Source organism: Streptomyces griseochromogenes, assembly GCF_001542625.1.
In the GTDB taxonomy this organism is placed as follows: Bacteria; Actinomycetota; Actinomycetes; order Streptomycetales; family Streptomycetaceae; genus Streptomyces; species Streptomyces griseochromogenes.
The window spans coordinates 5,733,804-5,759,865 of record NZ_CP016279.1 but is presented as its reverse complement, the minus strand read 5'-3'; the positions used below and the strand labels follow the sequence as shown (position 1 = coordinate 5,759,865).

The following is a 26,062-nucleotide window of genomic DNA, read 5'->3' as shown; positions in this document are numbered from 1 at the left end:
GCCGTTCTCACTCCGACTCAGGTCACTGGATTCCGGTGGCTCTGGTCACCATGCGCTGATGACCGGCGCGTCGGGTTCGTGCTGCCGCCAGGCCACATTGAGGCGCGCGAGCCGGTCCGCGGCGGCGATGCCGTGCAGGGACGCGACCTTGCCGTCGCTGACTTCGAACGCCACGGCGCCCACGACCCGCTCGCGCGTCTTGTACAGCAGCAGCCGCCTGGCCGGTCCGTAGCCGTCCGAGACCGCGGTCGCGTCGTCGGTGAGCAGCGCCACCAGCCGTTCGGTGCGACCCGACGTGGCGGCGGCTAGGAACTCCTCGACGATCCGGCGCGCGCACGCGGGGTCCACCTCGTTGCCGCCGCGGCGCTCGGCGGCGACCCGGTGTCGGGCCCGGTGGACATGCTGTTGATTCGCGGACTCGGTGATGTCGAGGATCCCGGCGATCTCGGCGTGGGGGTGAGAGAAGGCCTCGTGCAGGACGTATGCCGCCCGCTCGACCGGCGAGAGGCGCTACAGCCCCTGCACTTGAGTACGTATCCGTGTTTCGGGGCTGCCTATGGCCGGTGCCCGGTTGCAGTTTCTAGTGTCGTTGGCGCCCACTGGCCGGCACAGGCCGCGTCAGTGGGCGCCGAGGATTCCGATCACGGTCGCGTCTGTCGGCACCATGTGTGCCTCGTCAATGGAACCGTCCTGGGGCCCGGTTAAGGGGGCACACCACTGGCATGGTGCGGGTCCGGTGATCCCTCGTCCGTCGGTAGAGGCCGTGACCGCACCGTGCAGGCACGACGGGTGCAACGGGTCTTCGGCTGTCAGATGAGCTCGGCGACGCCAACTCGCCACATACAGAAGGGCTTCTGCGATGGGAAAACACAGACGAGCTTCCGCGACGGGCCGCCCACGACTCCTGGCAGCCGTGGCGGCAGGGATGCTGGGCAGTGCGCTGTACGTCTCCAGTGCGTCGGCGGCTGAGGCTGCCGATGGACAGTCCACCAGCACAGAAGACGTACAGCCGAGCACCGACGCGCAATCCAACGGACTCGACCAACAGCCGGACAGTGACACACAGCCCGGTGCATCGGACGCACAGCCCGGCACCGACCAACAGCCTGCCGCAGACGCTCAACAACCCGCCACCGACGCTCAGCTGCCCAGCACCGGGCAGCAGCCCAGTGCGGGCGAGGAGTCCGGCACGGATCAGCAGGCCAGCACCGATGCGCAGCAGCCCGGCCCCGACCAGGAGACCGCGGCCGACGCTCAGCAGCCCAGCCCCGGGCAGCCCGGCGCCCCGGATGCACAGCCCGGCACCGACCAACAACCCAACCCCGAGGCGCAGCCCACAGAGGGGGATCAGCCCATCGCCGCCGGCGACAGGATCCGCCCCGACGCAGTAAGTCCCCTAGGCGGATGCTCGGTCGGCGTTCCAGCCACCGACGGGGAGAACAACTTCGTCATCACCGCAGCACACTGCAACTCTGGGCTGGGCTCTGTAGGGGAGGAGAATTCGAACCTGAACGGCACAGATCCCGGCTGGTTTACGGAGGATGGGCAACCCGTTGGGCACACCGAGAGGCGGGGAGGGCCGGGCGCCGACTTCAGCGTCGTGAGGACCGACGCTGATCTCAACCCTGAAGATTTCACCAAGGTCGGCGAGGCTTACGACGGTGAGGAGGTCTGCGCGCGCGGCGCCACTTCATTCGCAGACAAGCAAGAAGACAAGTGCGGTGTGGTCACCGACGTGGGCGAGCCCTTCACGTTCCATAACGGGGACGGCAGTCAGCCCACGGTCGACGACCTCATCTTTACCGACGGCCTCGATACCCTGCCCGGAGACAGCGGCGGACTGCTCTACGACGAAAACACCCATCAAGCCCTGGGTGTGCTCAGTGGTGGAGGCAGATTTTACCCCCTGTCCAAGGTGCTGGAACAGAACCCGGACTTGCACCTGGGGGTTGCGCCGAAATCCGGTTCGTGACCCTCTCGGTGCTTGAGGCATGCCGAAGACGTGCGTCTGCGGCCAGGGCGTACGTCTTCGGCAGAAGCCTGGGGCTCCTGCTTCTCGCATGACCGGGTCGTCCCCGAGAGCGAGTGGTCCGTCGCCTGAAACATGACGAACAGGGGCCGCTCACCTCGGCAACGCGGCAGCGGTCAAGGCCGTACCCCCGGGCCGGCGCGCACTGGCCTTCCTGCGCGCCGGCGGCGACCTCGTGCTGATCGTGAACGCCGGCCACATCCCCCCATGACCTCTGCGGTTCTTGCCGCCCTGGGCGAGGAGCCGGCACTGCGGGCGCACGTCGCGCAGAGCGTACGGCGGGTCCTTGCGGCCAGGCAGGCGGCCGGACTTCTGCGTTGCGCCCCCTGACACCGGGGCGGCGGCCGCCCCGCCTGGGGAGGTGTCTCAGTCGCTGCGGACCGGCGAGAAAGCGAAGACCGCGGCCAGATCCGCCTCGATCGCCCCTGCGGCGGACAGCAGAGGAGGCAGCAGACGTTCATGGGACTGCTCGGGGGTCTCCGGGCCGGCGTGCATGGCGAGGTTGACCGCGGCGACGGCCCTGCCTCGCGCATCGTGCAGCGGGACCGCCATGGAGCGAAGACCCGTCTCCAGTTCCTGCTCGACCTGCGCGTAGCCGCCCTGCCGCACCTGCTCGAAGACGCCGAGGAGTTCGCGGTGCGAGGTCCGGGTGAAGGGGGTCAGCGGGCGCGGAGGCAGCAGGGCGAGCAGCCGCTCCTGCTCCGCGCGGGGCAGGTCCGCCAGCAGGACACGCCCCATGGAGGTGGCGTAGGCGGGCAGCCGGACGCCCGGGTGGATGGCGACGCTCGTGACCTGCTGGGTGGCGGAGCGGGCCAGATAGCGCACCTCCGCCTGGTCGAGCACGGCGACGGACGCGGACTCCTGGACCCGGCCGGCGAGCGCGGCCAGATGCGGACGCGCGATGTCCGCCAGGCCCAGACCGGACAGCGAGGCGTAGCCGAGACCGAGCGTGCGCGGGGCCGGGAGGTAGTGCCGCCCGCGCTGTTCGACGTAGCCCAGTCGCAGCAGGGTCAGCAGGTTGCGGCGGGTGCTCTGGTACGAAAGCCCGGCGGCCTGCGCCGCATCGTTGAGGGTGAGGCCGCCACGTGCGCCGCCGAGCGCGGTGAGCACGGCGAGCCCGCGGGCCAGAGCCTGTAGGAACAGGGGACCGAGTTCCGTCTTGGCGTCGGTGTACGCCGAGGGCGCGGGCCCCTGCGCCGCGGGCCGCTCGGCAGCGAGAGCGTCGCCCATCTCCCGTGCTGTGCGGGTCAGATGAGCCAGACCGTGGTCACGTAGCGCCTGCGCACTCCACCGGCTCGTGTGGGCGAGCACGCTCAGCGCGTACCGGGGGCTGCCGTCGGGGCCGGGGACGGGAACGGACAGGGCCACCAGACCCGGGGCGGCGATCTGGTCGTCCAGGGCCCAGCCCTGCGCGTGAGCCTCGCTGATCCAGGCGGCGAACTCCGCCTCGTCCGCCTGGCCGGGGCGTGCGGCGCGTGGGGGAAGAGCCGGGTAGCCGTCATCCAGCGGGTCGGCGGCGCGGTGTGCCCGCCAGGCCGCGCGCTGCTCGGGTGCCCAGACGCCGGCGAGGACGGCGCCGGCGGCGCAGCGGTCCGCGGGCAGCAGGTCTCCGACCCGGAACCCCAGCGGAATCACCCGCTCCGGGGGGATCGCGCGAGCCACGATGCGCATGTCGCAGCCGTCCGTCGCGATCAGTGACACGGATTCGTCGAGCGTGCGGGCCAGGGCGTCCAGGTGGGGCTGGGCGGCCTCGGGCAGGCCCGAGGCGCGCAGATACGCATTGCCGAACTCCATCAGTCGCGGGGCCGCTTCCAGCTCACGGCCCGCGGCGCGCAGGTAACCGAGGTGAATCGCCGTCGCGGCCAGCCGGTCCACCGCGGAGCGCGCCAGGCCGGTCGTCCTGGCCAGGTCGGCCGCCCGCACCGCCTCGGCGGAGCGGGCGACTGCCTCCAACACGGCCAGGCCGCGCGCCAGCGGGCCTTCCGCCTCCCTGCCGGCCCCAGCCTCCCCGGTGTCGCTGCTGGTAGCCCTTGCCCGTCCTGCCATCTCCGGCGCCGCTCCCGTTCTGCTCCGTACTGATCGTTCTCGCAGGAGAACGCTACCGAGCGTTGACAGGGCCGCACAGACATCGCAGACTCAAGCCTCACGAGGAACGAACAAAAGTTCACTCAGAGAAAAATTCGCAACGCCCGGTCGTGAGTGCATCCGCCGGCCCGGCCCCAACTCCCGAGGACAGCCATGAGTTCTTCCTCCCGTAGCCGGGTGGACCTCGCCCGCCGCAGCGGCTACGAGTTCCTGTCGACCACCGTGCTCTTCTTCGGCGTGGTCAGCCTGGTCCGTGTGCTCGCCCTGCCGGACTCGCCCCTGGCGATCAAAGACCCCCACCTCATGCTCGGCACGGCCGGATCCGTGGTGGCCCTGCTGCTCGCCGCACTCATGTATGCCCCGACCGGCCGCGCCTCCGGCGGCCACTTCAACCCCGCCGTCACCGTCTTCCTCTGGGCGGACGGCTTCTTTCCGGCCCGCGCCGTCCTGCCCTACATCGCCGCCCAGCTGGCCGGCTCCGTCAGCGGTCCCGCCCTCGCCCGTCTGGTGTGGGGCGCTCCCGTCGGCCGGATGCACTACGCCGTGGTCGCCCCAGCCCCCGGACTCGGTACGACGGCGCTGTTCCTCGTCGAGACCGCAGCACTCGTGGCCGTCCTCGCGGCCGTCGCCGTGGTGATGGGCCGCCCCCGGCTGCACGCACTGATCCCCGCCGTCATCGCGGTGGGAGTGGGCCTCGTCATCGCCTCGCTCGGCACGGTCACCGGCGCGAACATCAACCCGGCCCGCGCCTTCGGACCCGCCCTGCTCTCCGGCCGGTACGCGCACCTGTGGATCTACCTGCTCTCGCCCCTCGTCGCCGGTCTCCTCACGGGTCTGGCCCACCGCGCCCTGCGCACCAGCGGCCCGGCCACCGCCCAGCCGGCCACGACCTGACGCCCCGCGCCCGATCGGCCACGACCCGACCGACCTCTTTCGCGTCCGGCGGCCCGGCTCTCACCCAGCCGACACGCCAGACCAGCCAACCGACCAACCGCCTGACCACTCGCCCGTCCGATCTACCTGAACCGGAGCAGCCCGTGTCCGCCACCCGAGGCCTGATCATCAACGGCCGCGAGGTTCCCGCCTCTTCCGCCCGCACCACCTCCGACACCAATCCCTGGACCGGAGAGGTCTACGCCGAGGTCGCCGCCGCAACCGTCCAGGACGTGACCCGGGCGGTGGACGCCGCCGACGCCGCCTTCGCGCAGTGGTCGGCCACCAAGCCCGCCACCCGCCGGCAGATCTTCCTCGAGGCGGCCCGGCTGATGGCCGACCGCAGCGACGACATCGTGCGGATCATGGCCGCTGAAGTCGGCGGCACCGCCCCATGGGCGGCCTTCAACGCCCGGCTCGCTGCCGACATCCTGCTGGAAGCGGCCGCCGCCGTCAGCCAGCCCACCGGCCAGTTGCTCGCGACCGACGCCGACGGAGTCATCTCCGCCCAGACGCGTGTTCCCAAGGGCGTCGTCGCCGCCATCTCACCGTGGAACGCACCCGTGATCCTCGGAGTGCGCGCGGTCGCGCTGCCGCTCGCCGTCGGCAACACCGTCGTGATGAAGCCCAGTGAGGACGCCCCGATCGCCTGCGGCCTGCTCATCGCCGACGTCCTGCACGAGGCCGGACTGCCCGCGGGCGTGCTCAACGTCGTCACCAACGACCGTGCGGACGCCCCCGATGTGGTCGGCGCGCTCATCGCGGACCCGCGGGTGCGCATGGTCAACTTCACCGGCTCGACAGAGGTGGGCCGGGCCATCGGAGTCCGGGCCGCCCAGCACCTCAAGCCCGCTGTCCTCGAACTCGGCGGTAAGAACGCCCTGGTGGTCCTGGAGGACGCGGACGTCGACTACGCCGTGGACGCGGCCGTCTTCGGCTCCTTCATGAACTCCGGCCAGATCTGCATGTGTCTGGACCGGATCATCGTCCACCGCTCGCTCGCCGAGGAGTTCACCGAGAAGTTCGCCGCCCGGGTGGCGCAGCTGGACTGCGGCGACCCTTCCCACTCCGCCACCGCCGTCGGGCCCGTCATCAACTCCCGAGCGGCGCGGCGCATCACCGCGCTTGTCGAGGATGCCCTCGCCCGGGGAGCGGCCCTCGCCGCGGGCACCGGCCGGTCCGAGGGACCGGACACACTGATCCGCCCGGTGGTGCTCACCGGTGTCACCAAGGACATGAAGATCTACTACGACGAGACCTTCGGCCCGGTCACCGTGGTGCACGTGGTCGACAGCGCCGAGGAAGCGGTCGCCCTCGCCAACGACACCCCCCACGGGCTGACCGCCGGTGTCATCACGGAGGACCTGCGCGCAGGTCTCGAGGTCGCCTCCCGGCTGCGCACCGGGATCGTCCACATCAACGACCAGTCGATCGCAGATGAACCCCAGGCCCCGTTCGGCGGGGTGAAGGACTCCGGCTACGGCCGCTTCGGCGGCCAGGCGGGCGTCGACGCGTTCACCGACATTCGCTGGGTGACGGTCCAGGCCCGCGGTCACGCCCACTTCCCGATCTGAGCCGCGACCGCCGACGTAGGTGTCGAAGTCGATGTTCGAGGATGGCGTCGTGGGCGAGGAGGCCACCGGCCGCTGCCGGGAAAGCAGGTGAGAGTGTTTCCCGGCTTCGTGGTTGGCGCCCGGATAGATCACCTGGATCTCCTCGCCCCCGATGTGCAGCGTGTTGTGCTCGCCATGGAGGACCTTGTGGGTCATCGGCCGCGCGGGATCCTTGTGGAGCGCGAGGATGGCGGCGCAGCCGGCGTGGGCGATACGGACGGCGTCGTGGAAGTCCCGCTCAAGCGTCTCCGCCCCGGCGGGGGCGGTCGTACCGCTGTCGGCGAGCTACGCGATAGGGAAAGCCGCCGGTGTCGAACGCTCGGTGTCCCGCCATCTGGGTAGGGGCGGGACGGAGGGTCGCCCTGCTGAGAAGGCGTGTGTGCATGTGCATGGCGCCGTGCTGCTCATTCGGCATGGGCGGAGCGAGTGACGGTGGCAGTCAGGATGCATTCAGGGACCCGATGGCACTGTCGTGCAGCATGACCTATGAAACGTCTGAGAGTCCGGTGGTTCCAGGGGCAGGTACCCAGCAGCGAGCCGGTGAGCAGCCGGCCGGGGCGGCCTCTCACCGCCTCTCCTCCGAGAGTCGTCGGACGCCTGCCAGGCAGATGCTGAACAAGGTTCCCGAGGTCACGATCTGGTTTTGGATCATCAAGATCTTGTGCACCACGGTCGGCGAGAGCTTCGCCGACTGGATCAACATGAACCTCGGTGTCGGCCTGATCAATACCGCATTGATCTTCACCGTCGTTCTGGCGGGCGTCATGGGCTGGCAACTCACCACCAAGCGCTACATCCCGTTCGTGTACTGGCTCACCGTCGTGGTAGTGAGTGTGACGGGTACTCTCTACACCGACATCCTCACCGACAGTCAGGGCGTTCCCCTCGCGCTGAGCAGTAGCGTGTTCGCCGGCGTCCTCGCCGTTGTCTTCGGCATCTGGTACGCCCGCGAGCGGACCCTGTCGGTCCACAGCATCACCACCCGTCCCCGTGAGCTCTTCTACTGGCTCGCGGTGCTGGTCACTTTTGCCCTCGGCACCGCCACCGGCGACTGGACCCTGGACCTGACCGGCTGGACCCCGGGCGTCTCCGTGTTCCTGCCTCTCGGGTTGATTGTCGCGATCGTCCTTGGATGGCGCCTCGGCGCCAACGCAGTGCTCTCCTTCTGGCTGGCCTACATCCTCACTCGCCCGCTCGGCGCCAACCTCGGCGACTGGCTCGGCTCGCCCAGCGGCGACGGGGGCCTGGGTCTCGGCACCGCGGTGACCAGCGTGATCTTCCTGGCCGCCATCCTTGCTACGGTCGTGTACCTCACGCTCAGCCGAAGTGATGTCATCGAAACCCGGGACCTGACCGATACCCCACGAGCGCTGAACCCGGCACGTGAGCGGATCATGCTCGGTTACTACGCCGTTGTAGCGGTTGCGACCGCGGCGCTGCTCGTCTGGGCACACAACCAGCCTCACGCGGCCGCGGCCGGCGAGGATGACGCCCCCGCGCCGGTAACCGCCCATCTCACCCCGGAGCAGGCGACGTCACCGTTCCCTCCGGCTGAGATCGCGAAGTTCCGCACGATCACGGCTGACACCCGGGCAAAGCTCAATGCGGGCAATCAGCGGGCCGCGACCACCCGAGTGACGGACCTCGAGACCGCTTGGGACGACGACCAGCCCACCCTCGAGCCCAAGAGCGAGCAGTCGTGGCACTTCCTCGACAGCGAGATCGACCAGGTCCTGAAGGCACTACGCGCCCCGAACCCCGACAAGGCCACCGAGGTCAAGGCACTCAACACGCTCCTCACCTCTCTCGGCTGACCAATCGCGATGAGGACTGCCCCGACACATCCCCTGCGTCGGGGCAGTCAACATCCCGGACTTCACTCGGCTCGTGGATCGCCAACTGGCCGGGGTCGTCAGGTCGGCCAAGTGGCTGATCATGATTGCCGATTGGCTGCCACCGAAGCGGGTGTAGCTGTCGGGCAGCGGTGCACCATTTCCGGAATCTCATCGATGACGAGCCGAGTCGATCCCACACGCAAGCCCGGTCACGTTCGGTCTTCGTGGCCGCTCCTGTCAGGATTGCCTCCGGATCCAGAACACAGACCGAAGCGGATGCGCACTGCGCATTTGGCCGGCTGAGCCATTCGGGGCGGGACGGTCGAGCAGCGAATCGGCTCCTGCCGTAGTCCGTCGAGGTGGGGAACGTGACGTCGAGTGCAGCATCTCTGGTGCCAGTCAACACGACCCTCGGCATTCTGCTCGCCGCTCTGCTGTTCCTGGCGACGGCGATCGCAGGGTGGTGTCATCTCGATCCGCACCCGCACAAGAGCCGTGCCCGGGAGATCCTTGTCGCAGGCCTTCGCGCCGTCGTCCAACTCGCCCTGGTTTCGGTGGTCATCACCTGGGCCGTCGAGTCGGTGCCGGGACTGCTGGTGTTCCTCGTCCTCATGCTCACGGTGGCCGTTCGCACGGCCGGACGGAGAATCACCGGCAATCACACGTGGTGGTTGGCGGCCGCGCCGATTGCCGCCGGCGTTCTACCGGTCGTAGTGGCGCTCCTCGGCACGGGGCTCGTCCCACTGGAAAGCGTGACCCTGATCCCCGTCACGGGCATCCTCATCGGTGGCGCACTCACCGCGACTGTGCTTGCTGGACGTCGCGCCCTGGACGAACTGTCCCAGCGACGCGGTGAGGTGGAAGCCGCGATGGCACTGGGATTGTCGGATCGGGATGCCCGGATGGAGATCGCGCGTCCTGCGGCCTCCGACGCTCTCCTGCCCGGCCTGGACCAGACCCGTACTGTCGGTCTGGTCACGCTCCCCGGGGCGTTCGTTGGCATGCTCCTGGGAGGGTCCAGTCCCGTCCTGGCCGGGGCGGTGCAGCTGTTCGTCCTCATCGCGCTCATGGCCGTGCAGGCCATAGCCGTGGCGGTGACCCTTGAGCTCGTGGCGCGGCACCGCCTGTATCGATCCGCGCTGAGTACACACGCGAGTTCCCCGTCCAAGTCGAGAAGGCTCCCAAAGGCGCCGGCACCGACAGCCAGTCGGCCCGGCGCAAGCAACGTCGGGCAGTGACCCGGCGACCAGCCCTGTTGTCGGGCGTTCCTGACCTGCTCACGGCAGCTGGGAACAGAGCCCCTGGTCATGACGGTCGCCAGGTCGGGCAGGCGGAACCTTGCCACCGCCTGGGGAACTGATGTCACCCCATCTCTGCTCTGGATTGCCCGCCGACGGCTGACTCTGCTTGCTCAGCCCGCTTGGGGCCGGGTCAGTCCGTGGTCGTAGGCGAAGATCACTGCCTGGATGCGGTCGCGGGCGCCGATCTTGGACAGAACGCGACCGACGTGGGTCTTCACCGTGGATTCCGAGAGGACGAAACGCTCGGCGATCTCGCCGTTCGTCCAGCCCTTGCCGATCGCCACGAGGATCTCGCGTTCGCGGTCGGTGAGGGAACTCAACCTCGAGTCTTGAGCGGAGCCGTTGGCGTTGGGCGGCACGAGCCGCGCGAATTCGTGCAACAGGCGGCGGGTGAGCGCAGGGGCGATCACCGCGTCTCCGGCGGCCACCGCGCGGATGCCTGCCAGGAGTTCCTCGGGCCGGGCGTCCTTGAGGAGGAAGCCGCTGGCCCCGGCACGCAGAGCCGCGTACACGTACTCGTCGAGGTCGAAAGTGGTCAGGACCAGGACGCGGGAGCGGTCGCCGGCGGCGACGATCCCGCGAGTCGCCTCGATGCCGTCCATGCCCGGCATACGTACGTCCATGAGGACGACGTCGGGCCGGAGTTGAGCGGCCTTGCGCACGGCTTCGGTGCCGTGCGCGGCCTCGCCGACGACTTCCGTCTCGGTCACGGAGTCGAGGAGCATCCGGAAGCCGTACCGCTGCAGCGGCTGGTCGTCGACGATGAGCACGGTGGTCACCGGGCACCGCCATGGGGTGTGAGCTCGAGTGCGGCCCGCACCGACCAGCCGGCGCCGGCTGGGCCCGCGCTGACGTGTCCGCTGTAGAGAGCTGCTCGTTCTCGCATGCCCACCAGGCCGTGTCCTTCCTCGTTCGCCGTGCCGGATCGGCCGTCCGGATCGGGCGGGCCGGTGTCCTGGACGGTGATGGTCAGCCGTGTGTCCTCCACGACGATCGCCAGGTTCGCACGCGCCCCGGCGCCGGCGTGTTTGAGGGTGTTCGTCAGGGCCTCCTGCACGATGCGGTAGACCGTGAGCTGCACTCCGCTGTTGAGGGCGTCGATGTCTCCGGCCGTACGGTAGACGACCTCCAGGCCGGCGGCGCGCACTCCCTCGCACAGCGCGTCGATGTCCGCGAGACCGGGCTGCGGGCTCAGCTCGGGCTCGGCCGGGGGACCGTCCGCCTCGCGCAGCACGCCGAGCACCCGGCGCAGTTCGCTCAGGGCCTGACGGCCGGTGTCGCCGATGAGGTGCAGGGCCTCCTTGCCCCGTTCCGGAGTCACGGCCGTGGCGTAGGCGCCCGCGTCGGCGAGCGTGATGATGACGGACAGGTTGTGGCCGACGATGTCGTGCATCTCTCGAGCCACCCGCGCTCGCTCTGCCGCGACGGCGAGCCTGCCGCGCTGGTCGCGTTCGATCTCCAGCCGTGCCGCACGGTCCCGCAGCCCGGCCAGCTGAGCCCGCCGGATACGGATCACCAGGCCGAGCGCGAGGGCCGCGGTCGCCGTGCTGAGCAGGAAGAACAGTACGTCCCAGACCGACACCACGGCCGAGATCCGCGCCGCGACCAGGCCCAGTGCACCCGCCGTGACCGCACAGGCCCACGGCAGCTGTCGCAGTCGTCCATGGAGGGCCAGGCTGTAGAGGGCGACGAAGAGTGCGGCGTCCGCACGGAGTGCGGCGCCCAGGGACCACTGGAGGACGAATACGGCAGTGATGGCGCCGAACGCCATCGCGGGCGCCCGCCGTCGCCACAGCAGTGGCAGTACCATCCCCGCTTGCAGAGCCAGCATGCCGGTGGTGGGCACGTGGGTGAATGCCAGCCGGAAGCGGCGTGGGCCGTCGCCGTCCCCATCCATCCCGTGGAGCAGGTCCGGCAGGCAGAACATCAGGAAGACCAGGACCACCACCGCGGTGTCGAGCACCCACGGACGGGCCTGGTCGGCGTGCCGGAGCCGCTGGCCGGCCCGGCCGAGCCGGGCGACCAGCGGCCCCATCCCGCCGAGATCTTCGGTGGTCATGGAATTCACCAGACCATGATGCAGGTGCTGGTACTCAGACGTCGCTGCGCACCAGCCGGTAGGCCGCCCCGATCAGTGCCAGAACCGTCCACCCCAGAAAGACCAGGAGTCCCGCACCGGGCGACAGGGTGGTGGAGTCGTGCGTCAGCGCGAAGATCGACTCGCCCGCGTGGCTCGGCAGGTAGGGGTCGATGTGGCTCTGCCACGAGGTGGGCAGCAGCGAGATCAGGCCGGGTACGAGCATGAGGGCGGCGACGAGTACCGAGATGCCGCCGGCCACCGACCGCAGCAGCGCGCCGAGCGCGGCGCCGATCACGCCGACCAGGCCCAGGTAGAGACCGGCCCCGAACAGACTGCGGATGACACCGGTGTGGCCGAGGCCCATGGCGGCGGGCGTGCCGGAGACGATCTGGCTGCTGACGAGGAAGGCGATGAACGCGCCGATGGTGGCGATCACCAGCGCGACCAGCCCGTAGACGGCCGCCTTGGACCACAGCACGGGCAGCCGGCGCGGTACGGCCGCGAGGGTCGAGCGGATCATGCCGGTGGAGTACTCGCCGGCCGTGACCAGCACGCCGAGGACGCCGAGGGCCAGCTGGGCGAAGTTCGTGCCGAAGAGGGACAGGCTCACGGCCGTCGAGGTGGCGAAGTCGCGGTCCATGTGCCGACCGGAGTCGAGATTGGACTTGTAGTGGCTCGCGGCGATGACGCCGAAGGCGACGAGGAACAGCAGGCCCAGGCCGAGGGTGATCCAGGTGGAGCGCAGGGACCAGAGCTTGGCCCATTCCGAGGACAGCACGCGCCGTCCGGTCACCCGGTAGGCGGACCTGGTGGGAGCGGCCGGGGCGGTCTCGGGGGTCTCGGGTGTTGCCGTGAGGGTGGTCATGCCGCGCTCCCGGAGGTCTCGATGCCGGTCGTGGAGCCGTGGTATTCCACGGCGTCCCTGGTCAGTTCCATGAAGGCCTCCTCCAGCGACACCGCCTTCGTGGTCAGTTCGAACAGAGGGATCCCGTGCTCGGCCGCCTTCAGCCCGATCTCGCGGGCGGACATCCCGGTCACCTGCAGTTCCTCGGAGCCGATGCGGCCGGTGATCTCCACGTCCGGCCCGGCCAGGGCGTCCCGCAGCCGCGCGGGGTCGTCCGTCGCGACCTTCACGGTGTCGCCGCCCGCCTCGCGGACCAGGTCCTGCACGGTCGTGTCGGCCAGCAGCCGGCCACGCCCGACGACGATCAGGTGATCCGCCACCAGGGCCACCTCGCTCATCAGATGCGAGGAGACGAACACCGTGCGCCCCTCGGCCGCGAGGGAGGTGAGCAGGTTCCGGATCCAGAGGACGCCCTCCGGGTCCAGTCCGTTGACAGGCTCGTCCAGCATCACGGTCTGCGGATCGCCGAGCAGCGCGGCCGCTATGCCGAGTCGCTGGCCCATGCCGAGGGAGAAGGCACCGGCCCGCTTCTTCGCGACGCTGCCGAGACCGGCCAGTTCGATGACCTCGTCGACCCGACGACGCGGAATGCCATGGGTCAGCGCGAGCGCCCGCAGGTGGTTGTAGGCCGAGCGGCCCGGGTGGATCGACTTCGCCTCCAGCAGCGCCCCCACCTCCTGCAACGGCGCCTGGTGCCAGGCATAGCGCTGCCCGTTCACCGTGACGGAGCCGCTCGTCGGCGCGTCCAGACCAACGATCATGCGCATCGTCGTGGACTTGCCCGCACCGTTGGGCCCCAGGAAGCCGGTCACCGTGCCCGGCTTCACGGCGAAGTCCAGACCGTCGACGGCGGTCTTCTCCCCGTACCTCTTGGTGAGCTGCTGTGCGTCGATCATTCGCGTTTCTCTCTCTCGGGGTGCGGCGTCCGGCACGCCTGACGCCTCCTCCTCGACGCTAAGTCCGCGATCTCCCTGATCCGGTGGTACCGGGGGCTGAACAGTGCCGGGCGGGTAGTACCGGGGTACTACGGACGCCGGCGGTCAGTGACGGCGACCATCGAGGCGACCGCGGCGTTCGCGACCCTCGGCAGGCCCAAGCACACGCACGTGGCTCAGAGCGACCCGGTCTCCCGGCCGTACACCCTCGGGCCCGTAGCAGCGTGGCGGCGCTGCGCTGCGCTCGTCCAGCTCCGCGTAGCCGACCCCGCGACGTCAGGCGCGCCGCTCGGCACTGGTGGAGGCGCTCTTCACCGGCGCCGTCGCCGACCGCACGCTGTGGGAGGCCGCCCGCGAGCTCCTCGTCGCCGACCACGACGGGGACATCGGGGAGCGGAGTGGCCTCGGCGGGGTCGACCAGCGGACGTCGAAGGCCGGCACGCGCCCGGCGTGCGGGAGGGACGGGGCGCCCCGGCCGCCGCCCACCAGCTGCTCGTCGGCCACGGCCTACCGGGATCGGCCTGCCCGAGACCCAGGAGGCGCTGCTGCGCGCGGTCGCCGCGGTCCGCCCGGAGACCGCGCTGGTCGTCATGAGCAGTTACCCCTACGCCGTCGACTGGGCCGACGCCCATCTGTCGGCCGTGCTGTGGACCTCCCACGGCGGACAGGAGACGGGCCGGGCCCTGGCCGCAGTCCTGCTCGGCGCGGCCGACCCCGCCGGCCGGCTGCCGCAGACCTGGTACCGGGGCGAGGACTCACTGCCGCACCCGCTCGACTACGACATCATCAAGGCGGGCTGGACGTACCAGTACCACCGGTCCGCACCCCTGTACCCCTTCGGACACGGCCTGTCGTACGCCGACTTCACCTACCGCGACCTGCGGCTGTTCAGCCCGGTCTTGGTCCAGGAGGGCGCAGTGGACGTCTCAGTGACCCTGGCCAACACGGGCACCCGGTCCGGGAGCGAGGTGGTCCAGCTCTACGTCCGTGCGGTCGGCACCCGCTACGAGGCCCCCGGCTCCGGCTCGCGGACTTCCGCAAGGTGCGGCTCGAACCAGGGCACAGCGGGGAGGTGACCTTCCGTCTGCCATCCGAACGGATGGCGCACTGGGACGTCGCCACGGGCGCCTTCACCGTCGATCCCGGCCGCTATGAGGTGCTCCTCGCCCGCTCTGCCGCGGACATCGTCCTCAGCGCGCCGCTCACCGTCAGCGGTACCCAGGCCGCACCTCGGGCACTGGTGAGCCGGCGTACCCTGGCCGCCGACTTCGACGACTACACGGACGTCAGCCTGGTCGACGCCACCCGTGCCCGGGGCGATGCCGTCGCCCCGGCGGATCCCGCTCACCCCGCGACCCTGCTGTTCCGCGCCGCGGACCTGTCCGGTGCCGCCCGCTTCGAGGCCGAGGTCGCGCGAGACCGCCGGACCGGGTGAGGCGCGGCTGGAGGTGCGGGCAGGAGACCACCTCGTCGCGGAGACCGCCGTACCGGTCACCGGCGACCGCCACACCTGGACGACCGTCAGCGCCGAGACGGCGCCACCTGCCGAAGGCCACCACGATCTGCGGCTCACCCTGAACGGCGACTTCCGGCTGGCTTCCTTCCGCTTCACCGCACCGGATGACGCACTCGCGGGAGACGGCGCGCCTGCCCCGCGGAGCGAGGACGATGCCCGGTGAGCAGCGCCCCCTTCCCGGCGCTGCCCGTCGGCTTCCTCTGAGGCGCGGCCACGTCCGCCTGCCAGATCGAGGGCGCCCATGCACCAAGGGCCTGGACTACTACGACCGCCTCATCGACGACCTGCTGGCCGCCGGTGTCACTCCCGCCGTCACCCTCTACGACTGGAACCTCCCGCAGGTCCTGGAGGACTGTGGGGGTTGGCGCGTGCGGGAGACCGGCGAGGCGTTCGCGGCGCTCGCCGCCGACCGCGACGGCGACCGGGTGGAACGCAGCAGTAAGGGAGCCGCCAGTGTGAAGCAGAAGCGCCCGCCCCAGGAGGGGCTGCGTTGCGTGTGTTCGGGGTCAGACCGGCAGGTTCCAGGAGGGGCCGTCGGGGTCTCCGAGCCAGACGCGTTGTGTGCCGTCGGTGTCCACGGTCAGGCCGAGGCCGGACAGCGCGGGCGAGCCTGCACTCTGCCAGGTGATGAGGGCGTCTTCCACGGACCCCACAGAGCGAGGGGGCCGTGTTGGTGAACGGTCCAGCCGTCCCCGGCCGGTTCGGTCCACGCCTGTGATCCGGTGGCGACGTCCACCAGGGTCACGCCGCTGCTGGTGGTCATGAGTTCGGCTGACGTTAAGGGCTGCTGCATGAGTCTCCTTCGTCTCGCAGGTGATCCAACGGTGTCCCTCGCCCTCTGGTGATTCCAGATGGCGAGGGGCCCGGCCGGGCGCATCGGGGGCCCCCGCCTCAGGGGATTGGGCGGGCGGCTTGGTGGTCCCCGACGAGGGGCGGGGACCAGGCCCGCGCTTGTGCGGCGGGTGCACCGCGCGAGGGTTGCTTCCACCCCGGTGGCCGGGTGCGGGGCGTGGCGACCGGCCCCGGGGCGGGGATCATGAGGTGGCCCGTGGGCCACAGCAGCAGGTGTGCTGCGTGTCCACGTGGACCGCGGTGAGGACTGTTGCAGGCAGCTCGGCGTGTGGGACGGAGTACGCGGTGAGTGCTGGGGCAGTCCGGGCCTCGCTGGTCACGATCGACGCCACCAGCCCGAAGCCGACGACGACGGCGCCTAAGAAGTCATCTCATTTGGTGAGTCTGCGGTAGCAGATGAGGGTGCAGGCGATGCTGGTGAAGGCCAGGAAGTGTTCGGCTTTGCGTTCGTAGCGGCGGTGGAGGCGGCGGCATCCGGCGAGCCAGGCCATGGTGCGTTCGATCGTCCAGCGGTGGCGGCCCAGCCGTGTGGAGGGCTCGATGCCTTTGCGGGCGATGCGATGTCGGATGCCGCGGCTGCGTAACCATCGGCGCAGGTGGTTGTAGTCGTAGCCTTTGTCGCCGTGGAGTTTGGCGGGCCGTCGTCGGCGCGGTCCGCGCCGGGAGCGAATGGGTGGGATGCCTCGCACGAGCGGTTCGAGGGCCTGGCTGTCGTGCAGGTTGGCACCGGATATCCCGACGGACAGGGGCAGCCCGGTACGCTCGGTGATCAAGTGGATCTTTGAACCGTACTTGCCGCGATCCACCGGATTCGGACCTGTCAGGTCCCCTTTTTCAGGGCTCGCATGTTCACCGAGTCGATCGCGCAGCGAGACCAGTCCAGTTCACCGCGAGAGCCGAGTTCGTCGAGGACCAGGCGATGGAGCTTCGCCCACACCCGGGCCTTCGACCACTCGGCGAAGCGCCGGTGAGCCGTGGGCCCTGAAAGCCCGAACGAGGCGGACGGCAGTTGCTGCCACGTGCAGCCCGACGTGGCCACGAACACGATCGCAGCCAACACCTCCCGGTCGCCGTGCCGGCGCCGGCCACCACCCTGAGGCCGACTCGGCGCCTCCGGAACCACTCGCTGGAACAACTCCCACAGCTCATCCGGCACAAGCCGCTCAACGATCCCCACATCTGGAGCCTATCGAACACCCCAAATGAGATGACCTCTAAGAGGCTCGCACCGGCGGTCACCCCGTCCGGCTCGGGCAGGCGGTGGCGGCCGGTCACTGGTCGGCCGCCTTGATCACGATCTCAGCCCAGACCCGTTTCCCCCACGGAAGGAGGTCGGTTCCCCATCGGTCGGAAATAAGGTCGACCAAGAGCAGGCCCCGGCCGCCGAAGGCCTCCGGCTTGGCGTGGTGCATCTCGGGCATGCGGCGGGACTTGTCGACCACGGCGACGCGAAGGCGGTCGGGTCGGCGCTGCTCGGCGATCACGCGGACGCTGTGAGAGTGACCGTGCCGCACTGCGTTGGTGACGAGTTCGGACATCAGGAGTGCGCCGGTCTCCGCGGCGTCGACGCCCATGCCCCACGTGCCGCATGCCTCACGACTATCTGACGCGCTACCGGAACGGTTGCGGCCTCGTTCGCGAGGTTCGCGAGGGTGACGCTTTGGTGGGGGTGCTGCCGGCCGGGTCTCACCTGCTCGTCGGTCATGGTCATCGTCAACGCCTTGGTCGGGGCGGTTGGGGGATGTCTCGTCCGCGATACCTCGGGGGAGAAGCACGCTGGCGGGACGGCCACGAGGGGGCGTTCACGGGTACACCCCCTTGGCGGCTGACAGACAGTCAACGACGACGCCAGGGGCTGGGGAGACTCCAGAAGGTGACTCCAACCCGGAGTCACCTCAAGGCCGTTGGGCATAGCATCGACTCACCGCTACTCAGGGGACATGGGCGCGGTGTTCCGCATGCTCAATGCGCGCGGCGTCAGTACGCGGCGTATCGCTGCAGCCGTCGACATCACGCAGGGTCGCCTGTACGACTACATGAACGGCAAGAGCCAGTAGAGAAGCTGACGCTGTTCGAGCAGATCGCCGACGCCTTCCACATCCCCGGTCATCTGCTGGGGCTGGCTCGCCAGTCGTGGGAGCCTGCGCCGGCAACTGCCGAGCATCAGCGGGCCGACCATCCGCCGCCGGACGGTGACGACCTGGTGGCCATGGACCACTTCCGCAGCGCTGACCGGCAGACCGGCGGCGGCCGGTTGTACGGGGCCGTCGTCCGGCACCTGTCGGGCAGGGTGGTGCCCCGGCTGGTCGACCTCGGCAGCGGCTCGCAGGTCTTCGCCGCAGCAGCCGCGCTGACCGAGATGGCCGGATGGATGGCCCACGACTCCGGCCACGACAGGCGCGCCGCGCAGCACTTCGCCCGAGCGCTCCCCCTAGGGCACGTATTGAGTCGTGATCACCAAAGACAGCGGTTCGATCTGCGGCCGGAGCACGGCCGAGGAACGGTGTTGCCCTCGCCTGCGGTGATCACTAGGGTCGGTAGCGTGACTGCCGGGTCGGCCTTGAGCCATGCACGAGTGAGTTTCCCGGCCTCGGCGTGAGCCCGAGGCGGGCCAGAGGCCCGCCTCCTTCTCCGCGTCTTTGCTCCCGGCGCCTGCGTACGGCGCCTTTCAAACGGATCCCAAGACCGGAGACCCACCACTGATGTCCTACAACCATCCGTACCCACATGCCGGCGTCCAGCTGAACCACACGGCTGTCTACGCGAGCGACCGCTACTTGTCCGCCGAGTTCATCGCCGCGATCCTGGGCCTGAAAGTCGGCGCACCGTTTGGGCCGTTCCTGCCAGTTGACCTCGGCAATGGCGTGACGCTCGACTACTGCGAGAAGAGGGACGAGCCGATCCAGTCGCAGCACTACGCCTTCCTCGTGCCTGACGAGCAGTTCGACACCGTGATCGCCCGGCTGGAGGTGGTCGGGGTCACTTACTATGCGGACCCTGGCCACACCGATCCCGGCCGGGTAAACGATCTGTTCGGTGGTCGCGGCGCCTACTTCGACGACCCGGACGGTCACAATATGGAGGTCATGACTCGGCCTTACGCCCGCCCGTAGAGCATGACAGGGCTGTGATCAAGGGGCGCCTCGGGTGAGGTCTTTGATCCAGATCATCGAGGCGCGTAAGTGGAGGCCGGCGAGGTAGCTGTCCGGGGTCTTGTCGTACCTAGTGGCGATGCCTCGCCAGGCCTTGAGCTTGTTGATCAGGCGCTCGACGGTGTTCCTCTCCTTGTAGAGGTCAGCGTCGTGGCCGACGGGTCGGCCGCCTCGGGAGCCCTTCTTCTTCCGGTTGGCGGCCTGGTCCACCTTCTCTGGTATGACGGGTTTGATGCCGCGTTTGCGCAGGTGGGCGCGGTTTCCGCGGGACGAGTAGGCCTTGTCCCCGGCGACGGCGTCGGGTCTGGTGCGGGGGCGGCCGACGGGCCCACGGACCCGGATCTTCTTCAGTACTGGGATGAACTGTGGGCTGTCGGCCGCCTGTCCGGCGGTCAGGACGAATGCCAGCGGGCGGCACTTGCGGTCAGCGGCGAGGTGGACCTTGCTGGTCTGCCCGCCTCGCGAGCGTCCCAGGAGGGCAGCCTTCAGACGGAGCTTTCGGCGACGCCGGACGCGTCGTCGTTCCTCCCTCACGGGATCGGCTTCGGCGTCCTGCCCGTTTTGTTCTTCCGGGCCGCCCCCTTTGACCTGGCCTTTCCCTCCTCGGCGGCAGCCTTCTCCAGGGCGGTGAGCACGTCCTTGCTCATGTGCATCCCGGCGGCGTCGTGGTGAGCACGTGCAGTGGTTGAGTCGATGCTGACCAGCGACAGATCCACCTGGCCCCGCTTCGAGGCTTCCGCGATCAGGCTCTCCAGAAGGACCTCGAACACGCCGGCGTCACGCCACTGCCGGAAGCGGTTGGAGACCGTCGACCATGCGCCGAACTCCTGCGGCATCTCCCGCCACTGCGCGCCGGTCTTGAACCGCCAGATCACGCCCTCGAACTGCTGGCGTAGGTGCTCGGGATACGGGCCGTACTCACCGATTGGCAGATATGGCCCGATGAACTCCCACTCGTTGTTGGTCAGTTGCACTCGCGTCACGCAGGACGATCTACTGGGTCGGCCTCCATTACGAGGGCCAATCCCGCAGATTGATCACGATTCGATACGTGCCCCAGCCCGCACCTCCGGTGACCTCCCCGTTGGCCGTGCACGTCGCCGCAAGCAGCAGCCACCTTTCACTTCAGACCGGGGACGCTCCCGGGGCGGTGGGCTGGGCGCGGACCGGCCTGGACCTAGCGCAGCAGCCACTGCACAAACGTCCGACGCGGGGGCCGCACCACCACGCGGCCGTGGGCCTTCTGACCGACCAGCTCCACTCGCAGAGCGACCGGTGTAGCAGGATTCGTCGGAGCCTGACGGTGCTTGATCCTGCTGTGTACCAGCTGCAGACCATCAGTGTCGACCACGATGCCCGGCCTGGTGACCAGCGTCAGGGTCTTCCCCGTCATGCTCACGTTGATCCGCAAGGTGTCGTGCGTGATCACGGCATCAGTGAAGTCAAGCGTCACCCCGCAGTACGTCACCGCGAGCTCCAGCCTCCGCGGCACCACCCAGCGTCCCACGCGCTCGACCGCGCCGCTGTGGACCTGTTCGATCCGGACTACGTCCTTGACCTCGGCTCCAGTCACGCCACCCGTAGCCGATACGGGCGGCAGGTCAGCGGTGAGCGCAGCCAGTTCGCTCACGGTTCGCGCCGACAAGGCGGCTTCCAAGCGCTCGTCCAACTCGTCCGCGGTCAGCAGGCCGTCCCCCGCCGCGACACGCAGCACATCCACCACCCGGTCCCGGTCCGCATGAGAGGCGCGCAGCTCAGGCGACGAGCCGGGGCCGGAGCCCTTCCCGGTGGGCGAGATCTCTCCCGACATGCTTCCGTCCTGGTCCTGTCGAACGTCTCCGCGCGACGCGGGCAGCGGCGCGAGTAGAAGACTAACGCTATATCGCGACACGGGTCCCGGCTGGGCCCCATCACGGAGAGACGATCGGAAGCGTCGATTGACGGCATGCGGCATCCATCAGGCCGAGGCCCGGTCGCGACAACAACCGCGTCCAAGGGGGCCGGGCGCCAGCCCTAGCGCCCAGCCCCCTCCAAGCCTGTCCATAGGGTTCACGAGTTCGCCTGCCCGCTGCAGGGTCCCAGGATCCTGCCGCCACAGCCCATGTGCGGACGGATCCCGGGGCATCCGTTCCGCCGCCCGTGCGGTCGACTCCATCGCGGTGAACAACGCCGTGCCGGCTGGGGGGCCGCGCCCGGCCTCGTCAGCTCCCGGTCAGGGCCGCGTCGAGCGCCAGTGCGAACAACATCGGAAGCAGCACGCACCCGAGTCCGGCGCCGGCGACCAGCGCGCGTGGAGTTCGCAGGGACCGGCGGTGGGGCAGCGCCCAGGAGAGGGCGACCAGACCGACCGACCAGTAGATGATTCCACCGAAGGCGCCGACGCCGTCCTGGGACCGGAACCAGTTGTACTCCAGCACGAGTAACGTAAGGCCGAGCAGGGAGGCCACGAGAGGTGCCTTCCACCACGTCCGATGGGTCGAGCGCGGTCGCACGTCGTTCGGTCGCATGTCGTCGGGAAGCATGCGGCAACCCCATCATCGCGGCCGGGCCCGGGGCATCGGGTCGCGTACTCACGCTCGTGCGCGCGTACTCACGCCGCCGCTGGAAGGTCTGCCAGGTTCAGGACGCAGTCGGCGGGCTGCTTCGGTGCGCCAGGGCCTCATCTTGACGTTTATCCAGTGACCTCGAACGGCGTCTCGAACGCGGTCCCTCACATGAGGGTTCGCCGGACACGGGGGCGGCCTCCGCTTGATCATGCACTCGGGCTAGGGGCGGGTGATCGGAGCGAAGGCCGTTGGGGACGAGTGCGTCGTGTGACAGGACCGGTGGGGACGCGTTCGCTGAACTGTGCCGCTTTCGGGGCGAGTTCTTCGACTGGCTGATAGGGCGGGGCGATGAGCTGTTCGAGCTCACGGACGCGCTGCTGTGCTCGGAGGGGCCGGTAAGACGCTGGTCGGGTTGGCGTTGGCGCCCGAGCATCGGCGCGGGCGCGGCGCCCTGTACGGCGCTCTGAACCGGGGCCTCATCGAAATCGGCCGGCTGCGACGTTCCCTGGCTGGGGTGTCGCTGCAGCGGGCGGCCGACGGCCGGCTGGTCCTGGCCGTGGACGTCTCCCACTGGCTACGGCCCGATGCCGCCACCAGCGACGAGTCCGGTCGATCGTACAAGGTGAATCTCGGCCTCAGGACAGTTTCGCTTCGGGGACGAAGGCGGGCAGCCTCTCGAGACTGCTGCGCACGGCCTCGGCGCCATACTCGAACATCTGTCGCTCGTAGTCGTCGACCGCGCTGAGCAGATCCTGGCGGCCTTCGTTGGCCTCGATCAGGCAGCGGCGCAGCAGGTCGGCGTCGCGCAGCGCGGTGTTCGCGCCGTTGCCGCCGGTCGGGGAGGTGGCGTGGATCGCGTCGCCGAGCAGCGTCACTGGACCGGACGCCCAGCGTTCACCGGGCTTGACCACCCGGATGGACAGCAGCGTGCTGTTGTCCGGGTCGGCCTGTTCGATCAGCGCGCGCAGCTCCGGGTGCCAACCTTCCATCCTGGACAGCACGGCGTCCTGCGCGGTCAGGTCCCCCAGTGAGCCGTTCGGCGGCAGGATCATGGCCCAGCGCACGTAGTCGCAGATGTCGGGCAGCGTGACTTCAGGGGCCAGTTGCTCGGCGGCCTGCTTCGGCGGGGTACGGAAGCGCATCGCGCCGAGCAGCAGGCTGACGCCGTCGCCCGCGATCTTCGAGCCGTAGGCCTTGGACAGGCTGGCGAACTCGTCGGTCAGCGGGGTGCGGCCGATGACGAACCGGACGCCGGTGTCGGTCGGGGTGGTTTGCGGCGACAACACCCCGCGGACCGCGGAGGTGACGCCGTCCGCGCCGACGAGCAGGTCGGCGGTGGCCGGGTCGCGGCGGGCGAACTGGGCTTGGACCTTGCCGTCGGCCAGCACGTCGTAGCCGGTCAGCCCGGCATCGGTGTGCACGGTGAGGCCGGTCAGCAACAAGTGTCGCAGCACCTGCCGGTCGACCACGATGCCGGTCCGGCCCGCGCCGAGCTTGCCGATCTCGTTCAGCTGCGGGTCCAGGATCAGTTGCTCGGCGGAGGCATCCATGACGATCTCGTCCAGCAGTGGGTGCCAGCGCGCCGGCAGGCAGTCGCGCACCGCCTGGAAACCGATCAGGTTCAGCACGAGCCGGTAGCCCTGGAACCGTGCGACGATCCCTGGGTCGCGCTCGAACACGTCGGCCTCGATCCCGGCACCACGCAGACCCTGCGCGAGAGCCAGACCTCCCAGGCCGGCTCCGACAACGGAAACTCGCATCACACACCTCCGGAACATCGATACGAACTTAGTTCGTTCTGGCGATCTAAGTTCTACTTACTGAACTTAGATCGTGTCAAGTTATAGTGGTCGGCATGTCCGCTGATCCCCGCCAGCGCCGCGCAGCTCGCCATGCCCAACCCGCAGGGGAGGTCGCCGCGTCGGCACCACGTAAGAAGCCGATCACCGTAGAACGGATCACCGACGCTGCCCTGGAAGTCGTCGCCACCGAGGGGTATGACGCGCTGACCATCCGCCGGGTCGCCGCCGTGCTCGGCACCGGTCCGTCGTCGCTGTACGCGCACATCGTCAACAAGGACGACATCGACGATCTGCTGATCGGCAGGCTCTATGTCGAGGTCGTGCTCCCCGAACCGGACCCGGCTGCCTGGCGCGAGCAGCTGCTCGGGGTGTACACACAGATCCGCGACCTGTACCTGAAATACCCCGGAGTCTCGCGCGCCGCGCTGGCCACGGTGCCGACCAACCTGGAAACGCTGCGGGTCGGCGAAGGAATCCTGGCGATCCTGCTCGCGGGCGGCATCGAACCGAGGACGGCCGGATGGGCCCGCGACGCGCTGTCCCTCTACGTCAGCGCCTACGCACTGGAGCAGTCGCTGGTCCAGCAACGGCGCCGGCACCAGGATCACGAATGGGTGCTCAGCCACGAGGAGTTGCTGGACCGCTTCACCGCACTGCCTGCCGAGCAATTCCCGCAGACTCGACGCCATGCCGCCGAGCTGATCTCCGGCACCGGACACGACCGCTTCGAGTTCGCCCTCGGCCTGCTCATGAACAACCTGCGGCCCGCATCCGGTTGACCTGCGGCGTGCGGTGGCCACATGGTGCCGAGACGATCACAAGTCGCATCATGAGACGCGCGCTGGCCGTCGGTGGAACCGGCAGGCTCTCGGGTGTCGTCGCCGAACTCGTCCGCGACGGCTGGTACGTGGTCACCCCGTCCCGCCGTGACGCGTCACCAGCGCCACCCACCCGAACCAGCAAGATCACCCGCTTGGATCGCGCGGGACCGTACCAGGAAGACGATCACCAGCCAGTCAGCGGCTCCGAGCAGCCCAAACTCGACACAAGATCAACCCATGACGGCTCTTGGGCTCCTACCAGTACTGCACAGACGCACGCCGGTTCGGCGCTCAAGACAACGATCGTTTTGGCACGCTGCCTTGCTGTTTACTGACTTCGGCGCTTCGGCGCTTCGGGGTGATGGATCGGCGCGTTCTACCGGCGGACCGTCGCAGTGACCGGCGCATCCGGTCCCGAGATCTGCCACCGGCGTCACCTTCAAGCGCCGAGGTCAGTATCCAGCGGCCTCGAACAGCGCCTCGAACCTGATCACTCACATGAGGGTTCGCCGGGCACGGGGGCGGCATCCGCTTGATCATGCACTCGGGCTAGGGGCGGGTGATCGGAGCGAAGGCCGTTGGGGACGAGTGCGTCGTGTGACAGGACCGGTGGGGACGCGTTCGCTGAACTGTGCCGCTTTCGGGGCGAGTTCTTCGACTGGCTGATAGGGCGGGGCGATGAGCTGTTCGAGCTCACGGACGCGCTGCTGTGCTCGGAGGGGCCGGTAAGACGCTGGTCGGGTTGGCGTTGGCGCCCGAGCATCGGCGCGGGCGCGGCGCCCTGTACGGCGCTCTGAACCGGGGCCTCATCGAAATCGGCCGGCTGCGACGTTCCCTGGCTGGGGTGTCGCTGCCGCGGGCGGCCGACAGCCGGCTGGTCCTGGCCGTGGACGTCTCCCACTGGCTACGGCCCGATGTCGCCACCAGCGACGAGCGCTCCGCTCCTTCTGTCACACCTACGGCCGCGGCGAGAACAAGCACCTGATGATCCCGGGATGGCCCTACTCGTTGATCGTGGCGCTGGAGTCCGGGCGGATCTCGTGGACCGCACCGCTGGACGCCATCCGGCTGCGTCCGGGCGATGACCTGGCCGCCGTGACCGCCGGCCAGGTCCGCGATCTGGTCGAGTGCCTGATCGCGGCCGGGCAGTGGCACGAAGGCGACCCGCTGGTCTGGATCGTGGTGGATGCCGGCTACGACGTGCCGCGCCTGGCCTGGCTGCTGGCCGACCTGCCCGTCGAGGTCCTGGGACGGCTGCGCTCGGACCGCGTCATGCGCAGGCCCGTCCCCACACCGTGGATCTGCCCGCCGCAGGGCGGACGGCCGCCCAAGCACGGCGGCGAGTTCGTCTTCAAGGATGCCCGGACCTGGGGAGAGCCGGCCGCGGAGACGAAGACCGACACCACCTGTTACGGCACAGCCCACGCTCAGGGCTGGGACCGACTCCATCCCGAACTGCAGCACCGTTGCGCCTGGGCCGACCATGTCGGCCCGCTATCATCGCGGCCTGCACCGAACTCCGCCTTGCCCGTTCGCTGGCCACGGACCTACGACGCCTCTGCTGGCCCTGGCCACCGGCCAGCCCTACCAGCCACCGACCCACCACAAGGTCGGCACCAAGCCCCGACGGACTGGATAAACGGCAAGCTCATTACCTG

23 protein-coding genes and 5 pseudogenes are annotated in these 26,062 nt (G+C 69.4%); 13 read left to right on the top strand and 15 right to left on the bottom strand.

The features are described from left to right. Positions 1 to 45 precede the first annotated feature (45 nt). A pseudogene (locus AVL59_RS49240) lies at positions 46 to 510 on the bottom strand (sigma factor-like helix-turn-helix DNA-binding protein); the annotation flags it as partial. A 415-nt stretch (positions 511 to 925) separates the two neighbouring features. Here AVL59_RS49240 and AVL59_RS24645 point away from each other — a divergent pair. Continuing rightward, positions 926 to 1,972, top strand: coding sequence for a S1 family peptidase (locus AVL59_RS24645; RefSeq protein WP_067308193.1), 1,047 nt, complete (start codon positions 926 to 928; stop codon positions 1,970 to 1,972). A gap of 423 nt (positions 1,973 to 2,395) precedes the next feature. On the opposite strand, the gene AVL59_RS24640 is transcribed toward AVL59_RS24645, so the two are convergent. Further along, a complete protein-coding gene (locus tag AVL59_RS24640; RefSeq protein WP_067308190.1) occupies positions 2,396 to 4,075 on the bottom strand; it encodes an IclR family transcriptional regulator domain-containing protein in 1,680 nt (559 codons plus the stop codon). Positions 4,076 to 4,267: 192 nt separating this feature from the next. On the opposite strand from AVL59_RS24640, the gene AVL59_RS24635 reads away from it, so the two are divergent. From AVL59_RS24635 to AVL59_RS24620, 4 genes are all read left to right on the top strand, one after another. After that, on the top strand, positions 4,268 to 5,008 hold the full coding sequence (locus tag AVL59_RS24635) for an MIP/aquaporin family protein (protein ID WP_079146951.1): 741 nt from the start codon (positions 4,268 to 4,270) through the stop codon (positions 5,006 to 5,008). A 143-nt stretch (positions 5,009 to 5,151) separates the two neighbouring features. Next, a complete protein-coding gene (locus tag AVL59_RS24630) occupies positions 5,152 to 6,621 on the top strand; it encodes an aldehyde dehydrogenase family protein (protein WP_067308184.1) in 1,470 nt (489 codons plus the stop codon). 647 nt (positions 6,622 to 7,268) lie between these two features. Further along, a complete protein-coding gene (locus AVL59_RS24625; RefSeq protein ID WP_067308181.1) occupies positions 7,269 to 8,474 on the top strand; it encodes a COG4705 family protein in 1,206 nt (401 codons plus the stop codon). Positions 8,475 to 8,863: 389 nt separating this feature from the next. After that, positions 8,864 to 9,733 carry an ABC transporter permease gene (locus AVL59_RS24620; RefSeq protein WP_079146950.1) on the top strand — a complete coding sequence of 290 codons (870 nt, stop codon included), beginning with the start codon at positions 8,864 to 8,866 and terminating at the stop codon, positions 9,731 to 9,733. A 173-nt stretch (positions 9,734 to 9,906) separates the two neighbouring features. Here AVL59_RS24620 and AVL59_RS24615 read toward each other — a convergent pair whose 3' ends face one another. From AVL59_RS24615 to AVL59_RS53055, 5 genes are all read right to left on the bottom strand, one after another. Beyond that, positions 9,907 to 10,575, bottom strand: a complete 669-nt coding sequence (locus tag AVL59_RS24615; RefSeq protein WP_067308178.1) for a response regulator — start codon at positions 10,573 to 10,575, stop codon at positions 9,907 to 9,909. Beyond that, positions 10,572 to 11,855 (bottom strand): sensor histidine kinase, encoded by a 1,284-nt coding sequence (locus AVL59_RS24610; RefSeq protein ID WP_067308175.1) that lies wholly within the window; start codon positions 11,853 to 11,855, stop codon positions 10,572 to 10,574. Before AVL59_RS24610 ends, AVL59_RS24615 begins: the two co-directional genes overlap by 4 nt. 34 nt (positions 11,856 to 11,889) lie before the next feature. Then, a complete protein-coding gene (locus tag AVL59_RS24605; protein ID WP_067308172.1) occupies positions 11,890 to 12,741 on the bottom strand; it encodes an ABC transporter permease in 852 nt (283 codons plus the stop codon). Next, positions 12,738 to 13,676: an ABC transporter ATP-binding protein gene (locus AVL59_RS24600; protein ID WP_067308169.1), complete on the bottom strand. Its 939-nt coding sequence runs from the start codon at positions 13,674 to 13,676 to the stop codon at positions 12,738 to 12,740. The genes AVL59_RS24605 and AVL59_RS24600 overlap by 4 nt, the downstream gene beginning before the upstream one ends. A gap of 315 nt (positions 13,677 to 13,991) precedes the next feature. Continuing rightward, a complete protein-coding gene (locus AVL59_RS53055; protein ID WP_067308165.1) occupies positions 13,992 to 14,219 on the bottom strand; it encodes a hypothetical protein in 228 nt (75 codons plus the stop codon). On the opposite strand from AVL59_RS53055, the gene AVL59_RS54890 reads away from it, so the two are divergent. From AVL59_RS54890 to AVL59_RS54875, 4 genes and pseudogenes are all read left to right on the top strand, one after another. Further along, a complete protein-coding gene (locus AVL59_RS54890; RefSeq protein ID WP_261340675.1) occupies positions 14,114 to 14,791 on the top strand; it encodes a glycoside hydrolase family 3 C-terminal domain-containing protein in 678 nt (225 codons plus the stop codon). The genes AVL59_RS53055 and AVL59_RS54890 overlap by 106 nt on opposite strands. After that, complete coding sequence (locus tag AVL59_RS54885) at positions 14,758 to 15,150, top strand: fibronectin type III-like domain-contianing protein (RefSeq protein WP_237281650.1); 393 nt, start codon at positions 14,758 to 14,760, stop codon at positions 15,148 to 15,150. Before AVL59_RS54890 ends, AVL59_RS54885 begins: the two co-directional genes overlap by 34 nt. Before the next feature lie 13 nt (positions 15,151 to 15,163). Further along, positions 15,164 to 15,394 (top strand): carbohydrate-binding protein, encoded by a 231-nt coding sequence (locus AVL59_RS54880; protein ID WP_067308156.1) that lies wholly within the window; start codon positions 15,164 to 15,166, stop codon positions 15,392 to 15,394. A gap of 70 nt (positions 15,395 to 15,464) precedes the next feature. After that, positions 15,465 to 15,665 (top strand): annotated as a pseudogene (locus AVL59_RS54875) (family 1 glycosylhydrolase); the annotation flags it as partial. A 72-nt stretch (positions 15,666 to 15,737) separates the two neighbouring features. Here the strand turns inward: AVL59_RS54875 and AVL59_RS56615 are convergent. The 4 genes from AVL59_RS56615 to AVL59_RS54870 all read right to left on the bottom strand — a co-directional run bounded on the left by AVL59_RS56615 (position 15,738) and on the right by AVL59_RS54870 (position 18,496). Further along, positions 15,738 to 15,884, bottom strand: coding sequence for a hypothetical protein (locus tag AVL59_RS56615; RefSeq protein WP_418361221.1), 147 nt, complete (start codon positions 15,882 to 15,884; stop codon positions 15,738 to 15,740). Positions 15,885 to 16,454: 570 nt separating this feature from the next. Beyond that, positions 16,455 to 17,254 (bottom strand): IS5 family transposase gene (locus tag AVL59_RS49215; RefSeq protein WP_237281881.1). Its coding sequence is split into 2 segments (ribosomal slippage): positions 16,455 to 16,916 and positions 16,919 to 17,254, totalling 798 coding nucleotides; the frame shifts between segments, so codons are not numbered across the junction. Between the two features lie 100 nt (positions 17,255 to 17,354). Continuing rightward, positions 17,355 to 17,858, bottom strand: coding sequence for an ATP-binding protein (locus tag AVL59_RS56140; RefSeq protein ID WP_335743753.1), 504 nt, complete (start codon positions 17,856 to 17,858; stop codon positions 17,355 to 17,357). Positions 17,859 to 18,115: 257 nt separating this feature from the next. After that, positions 18,116 to 18,496, bottom strand: a complete 381-nt coding sequence (locus AVL59_RS54870) for a hypothetical protein (protein ID WP_237281649.1) — start codon at positions 18,494 to 18,496, stop codon at positions 18,116 to 18,118. 289 nt (positions 18,497 to 18,785) lie between these two features. Here AVL59_RS54870 and AVL59_RS24555 point away from each other — a divergent pair, with 289 nt between their 5' ends. Further along, entirely contained in the window at positions 18,786 to 19,196 is a 411-nt protein-coding gene (locus AVL59_RS24555; RefSeq protein WP_067308153.1) for a VOC family protein, read from the top strand. An 18-nt stretch (positions 19,197 to 19,214) separates the two neighbouring features. Here AVL59_RS24555 and AVL59_RS49210 read toward each other — a convergent pair. From AVL59_RS49210 to AVL59_RS24535, 3 genes and pseudogenes are all read right to left on the bottom strand, one after another. Beyond that, positions 19,215 to 20,218 (bottom strand): annotated as a pseudogene (locus tag AVL59_RS49210) (IS5 family transposase). 194 nt (positions 20,219 to 20,412) lie between these two features. Continuing rightward, positions 20,413 to 21,045 (bottom strand): DUF1707 SHOCT-like domain-containing protein, encoded by a 633-nt coding sequence (locus AVL59_RS24540; protein ID WP_067308148.1) that lies wholly within the window; start codon positions 21,043 to 21,045, stop codon positions 20,413 to 20,415. A 391-nt stretch (positions 21,046 to 21,436) separates the two neighbouring features. Continuing rightward, on the bottom strand, positions 21,437 to 21,742 hold the full coding sequence (locus AVL59_RS24535; protein WP_159400059.1) for a hypothetical protein: 306 nt from the start codon (positions 21,740 to 21,742) through the stop codon (positions 21,437 to 21,439). Between the two features lie 287 nt (positions 21,743 to 22,029). Here AVL59_RS24535 and AVL59_RS49205 point away from each other — a divergent pair. After that, a pseudogene (locus tag AVL59_RS49205) lies at positions 22,030 to 22,385 on the top strand (transposase); the annotation flags it as partial. Between the two features lie 31 nt (positions 22,386 to 22,416). Here the strand turns inward: AVL59_RS49205 and AVL59_RS24525 are convergent. After that, positions 22,417 to 23,541: an FAD-dependent oxidoreductase gene (locus tag AVL59_RS24525; protein ID WP_067308142.1), complete on the bottom strand. Its 1,125-nt coding sequence runs from the start codon at positions 23,539 to 23,541 to the stop codon at positions 22,417 to 22,419. A 95-nt stretch (positions 23,542 to 23,636) separates the two neighbouring features. On the opposite strand from AVL59_RS24525, the gene AVL59_RS24520 reads away from it, so the two are divergent. Both AVL59_RS24520 and AVL59_RS53290 read left to right on the top strand, forming a co-directional pair. Further along, a complete protein-coding gene (locus AVL59_RS24520) occupies positions 23,637 to 24,362 on the top strand; it encodes a TetR/AcrR family transcriptional regulator (RefSeq protein ID WP_067317703.1) in 726 nt (241 codons plus the stop codon). A 620-nt stretch (positions 24,363 to 24,982) separates the two neighbouring features. After that, positions 24,983 to 25,901: pseudogene (locus AVL59_RS53290) on the top strand (transposase); the annotation flags it as partial. Positions 25,902 to 26,062 lie beyond the last annotated feature (161 nt).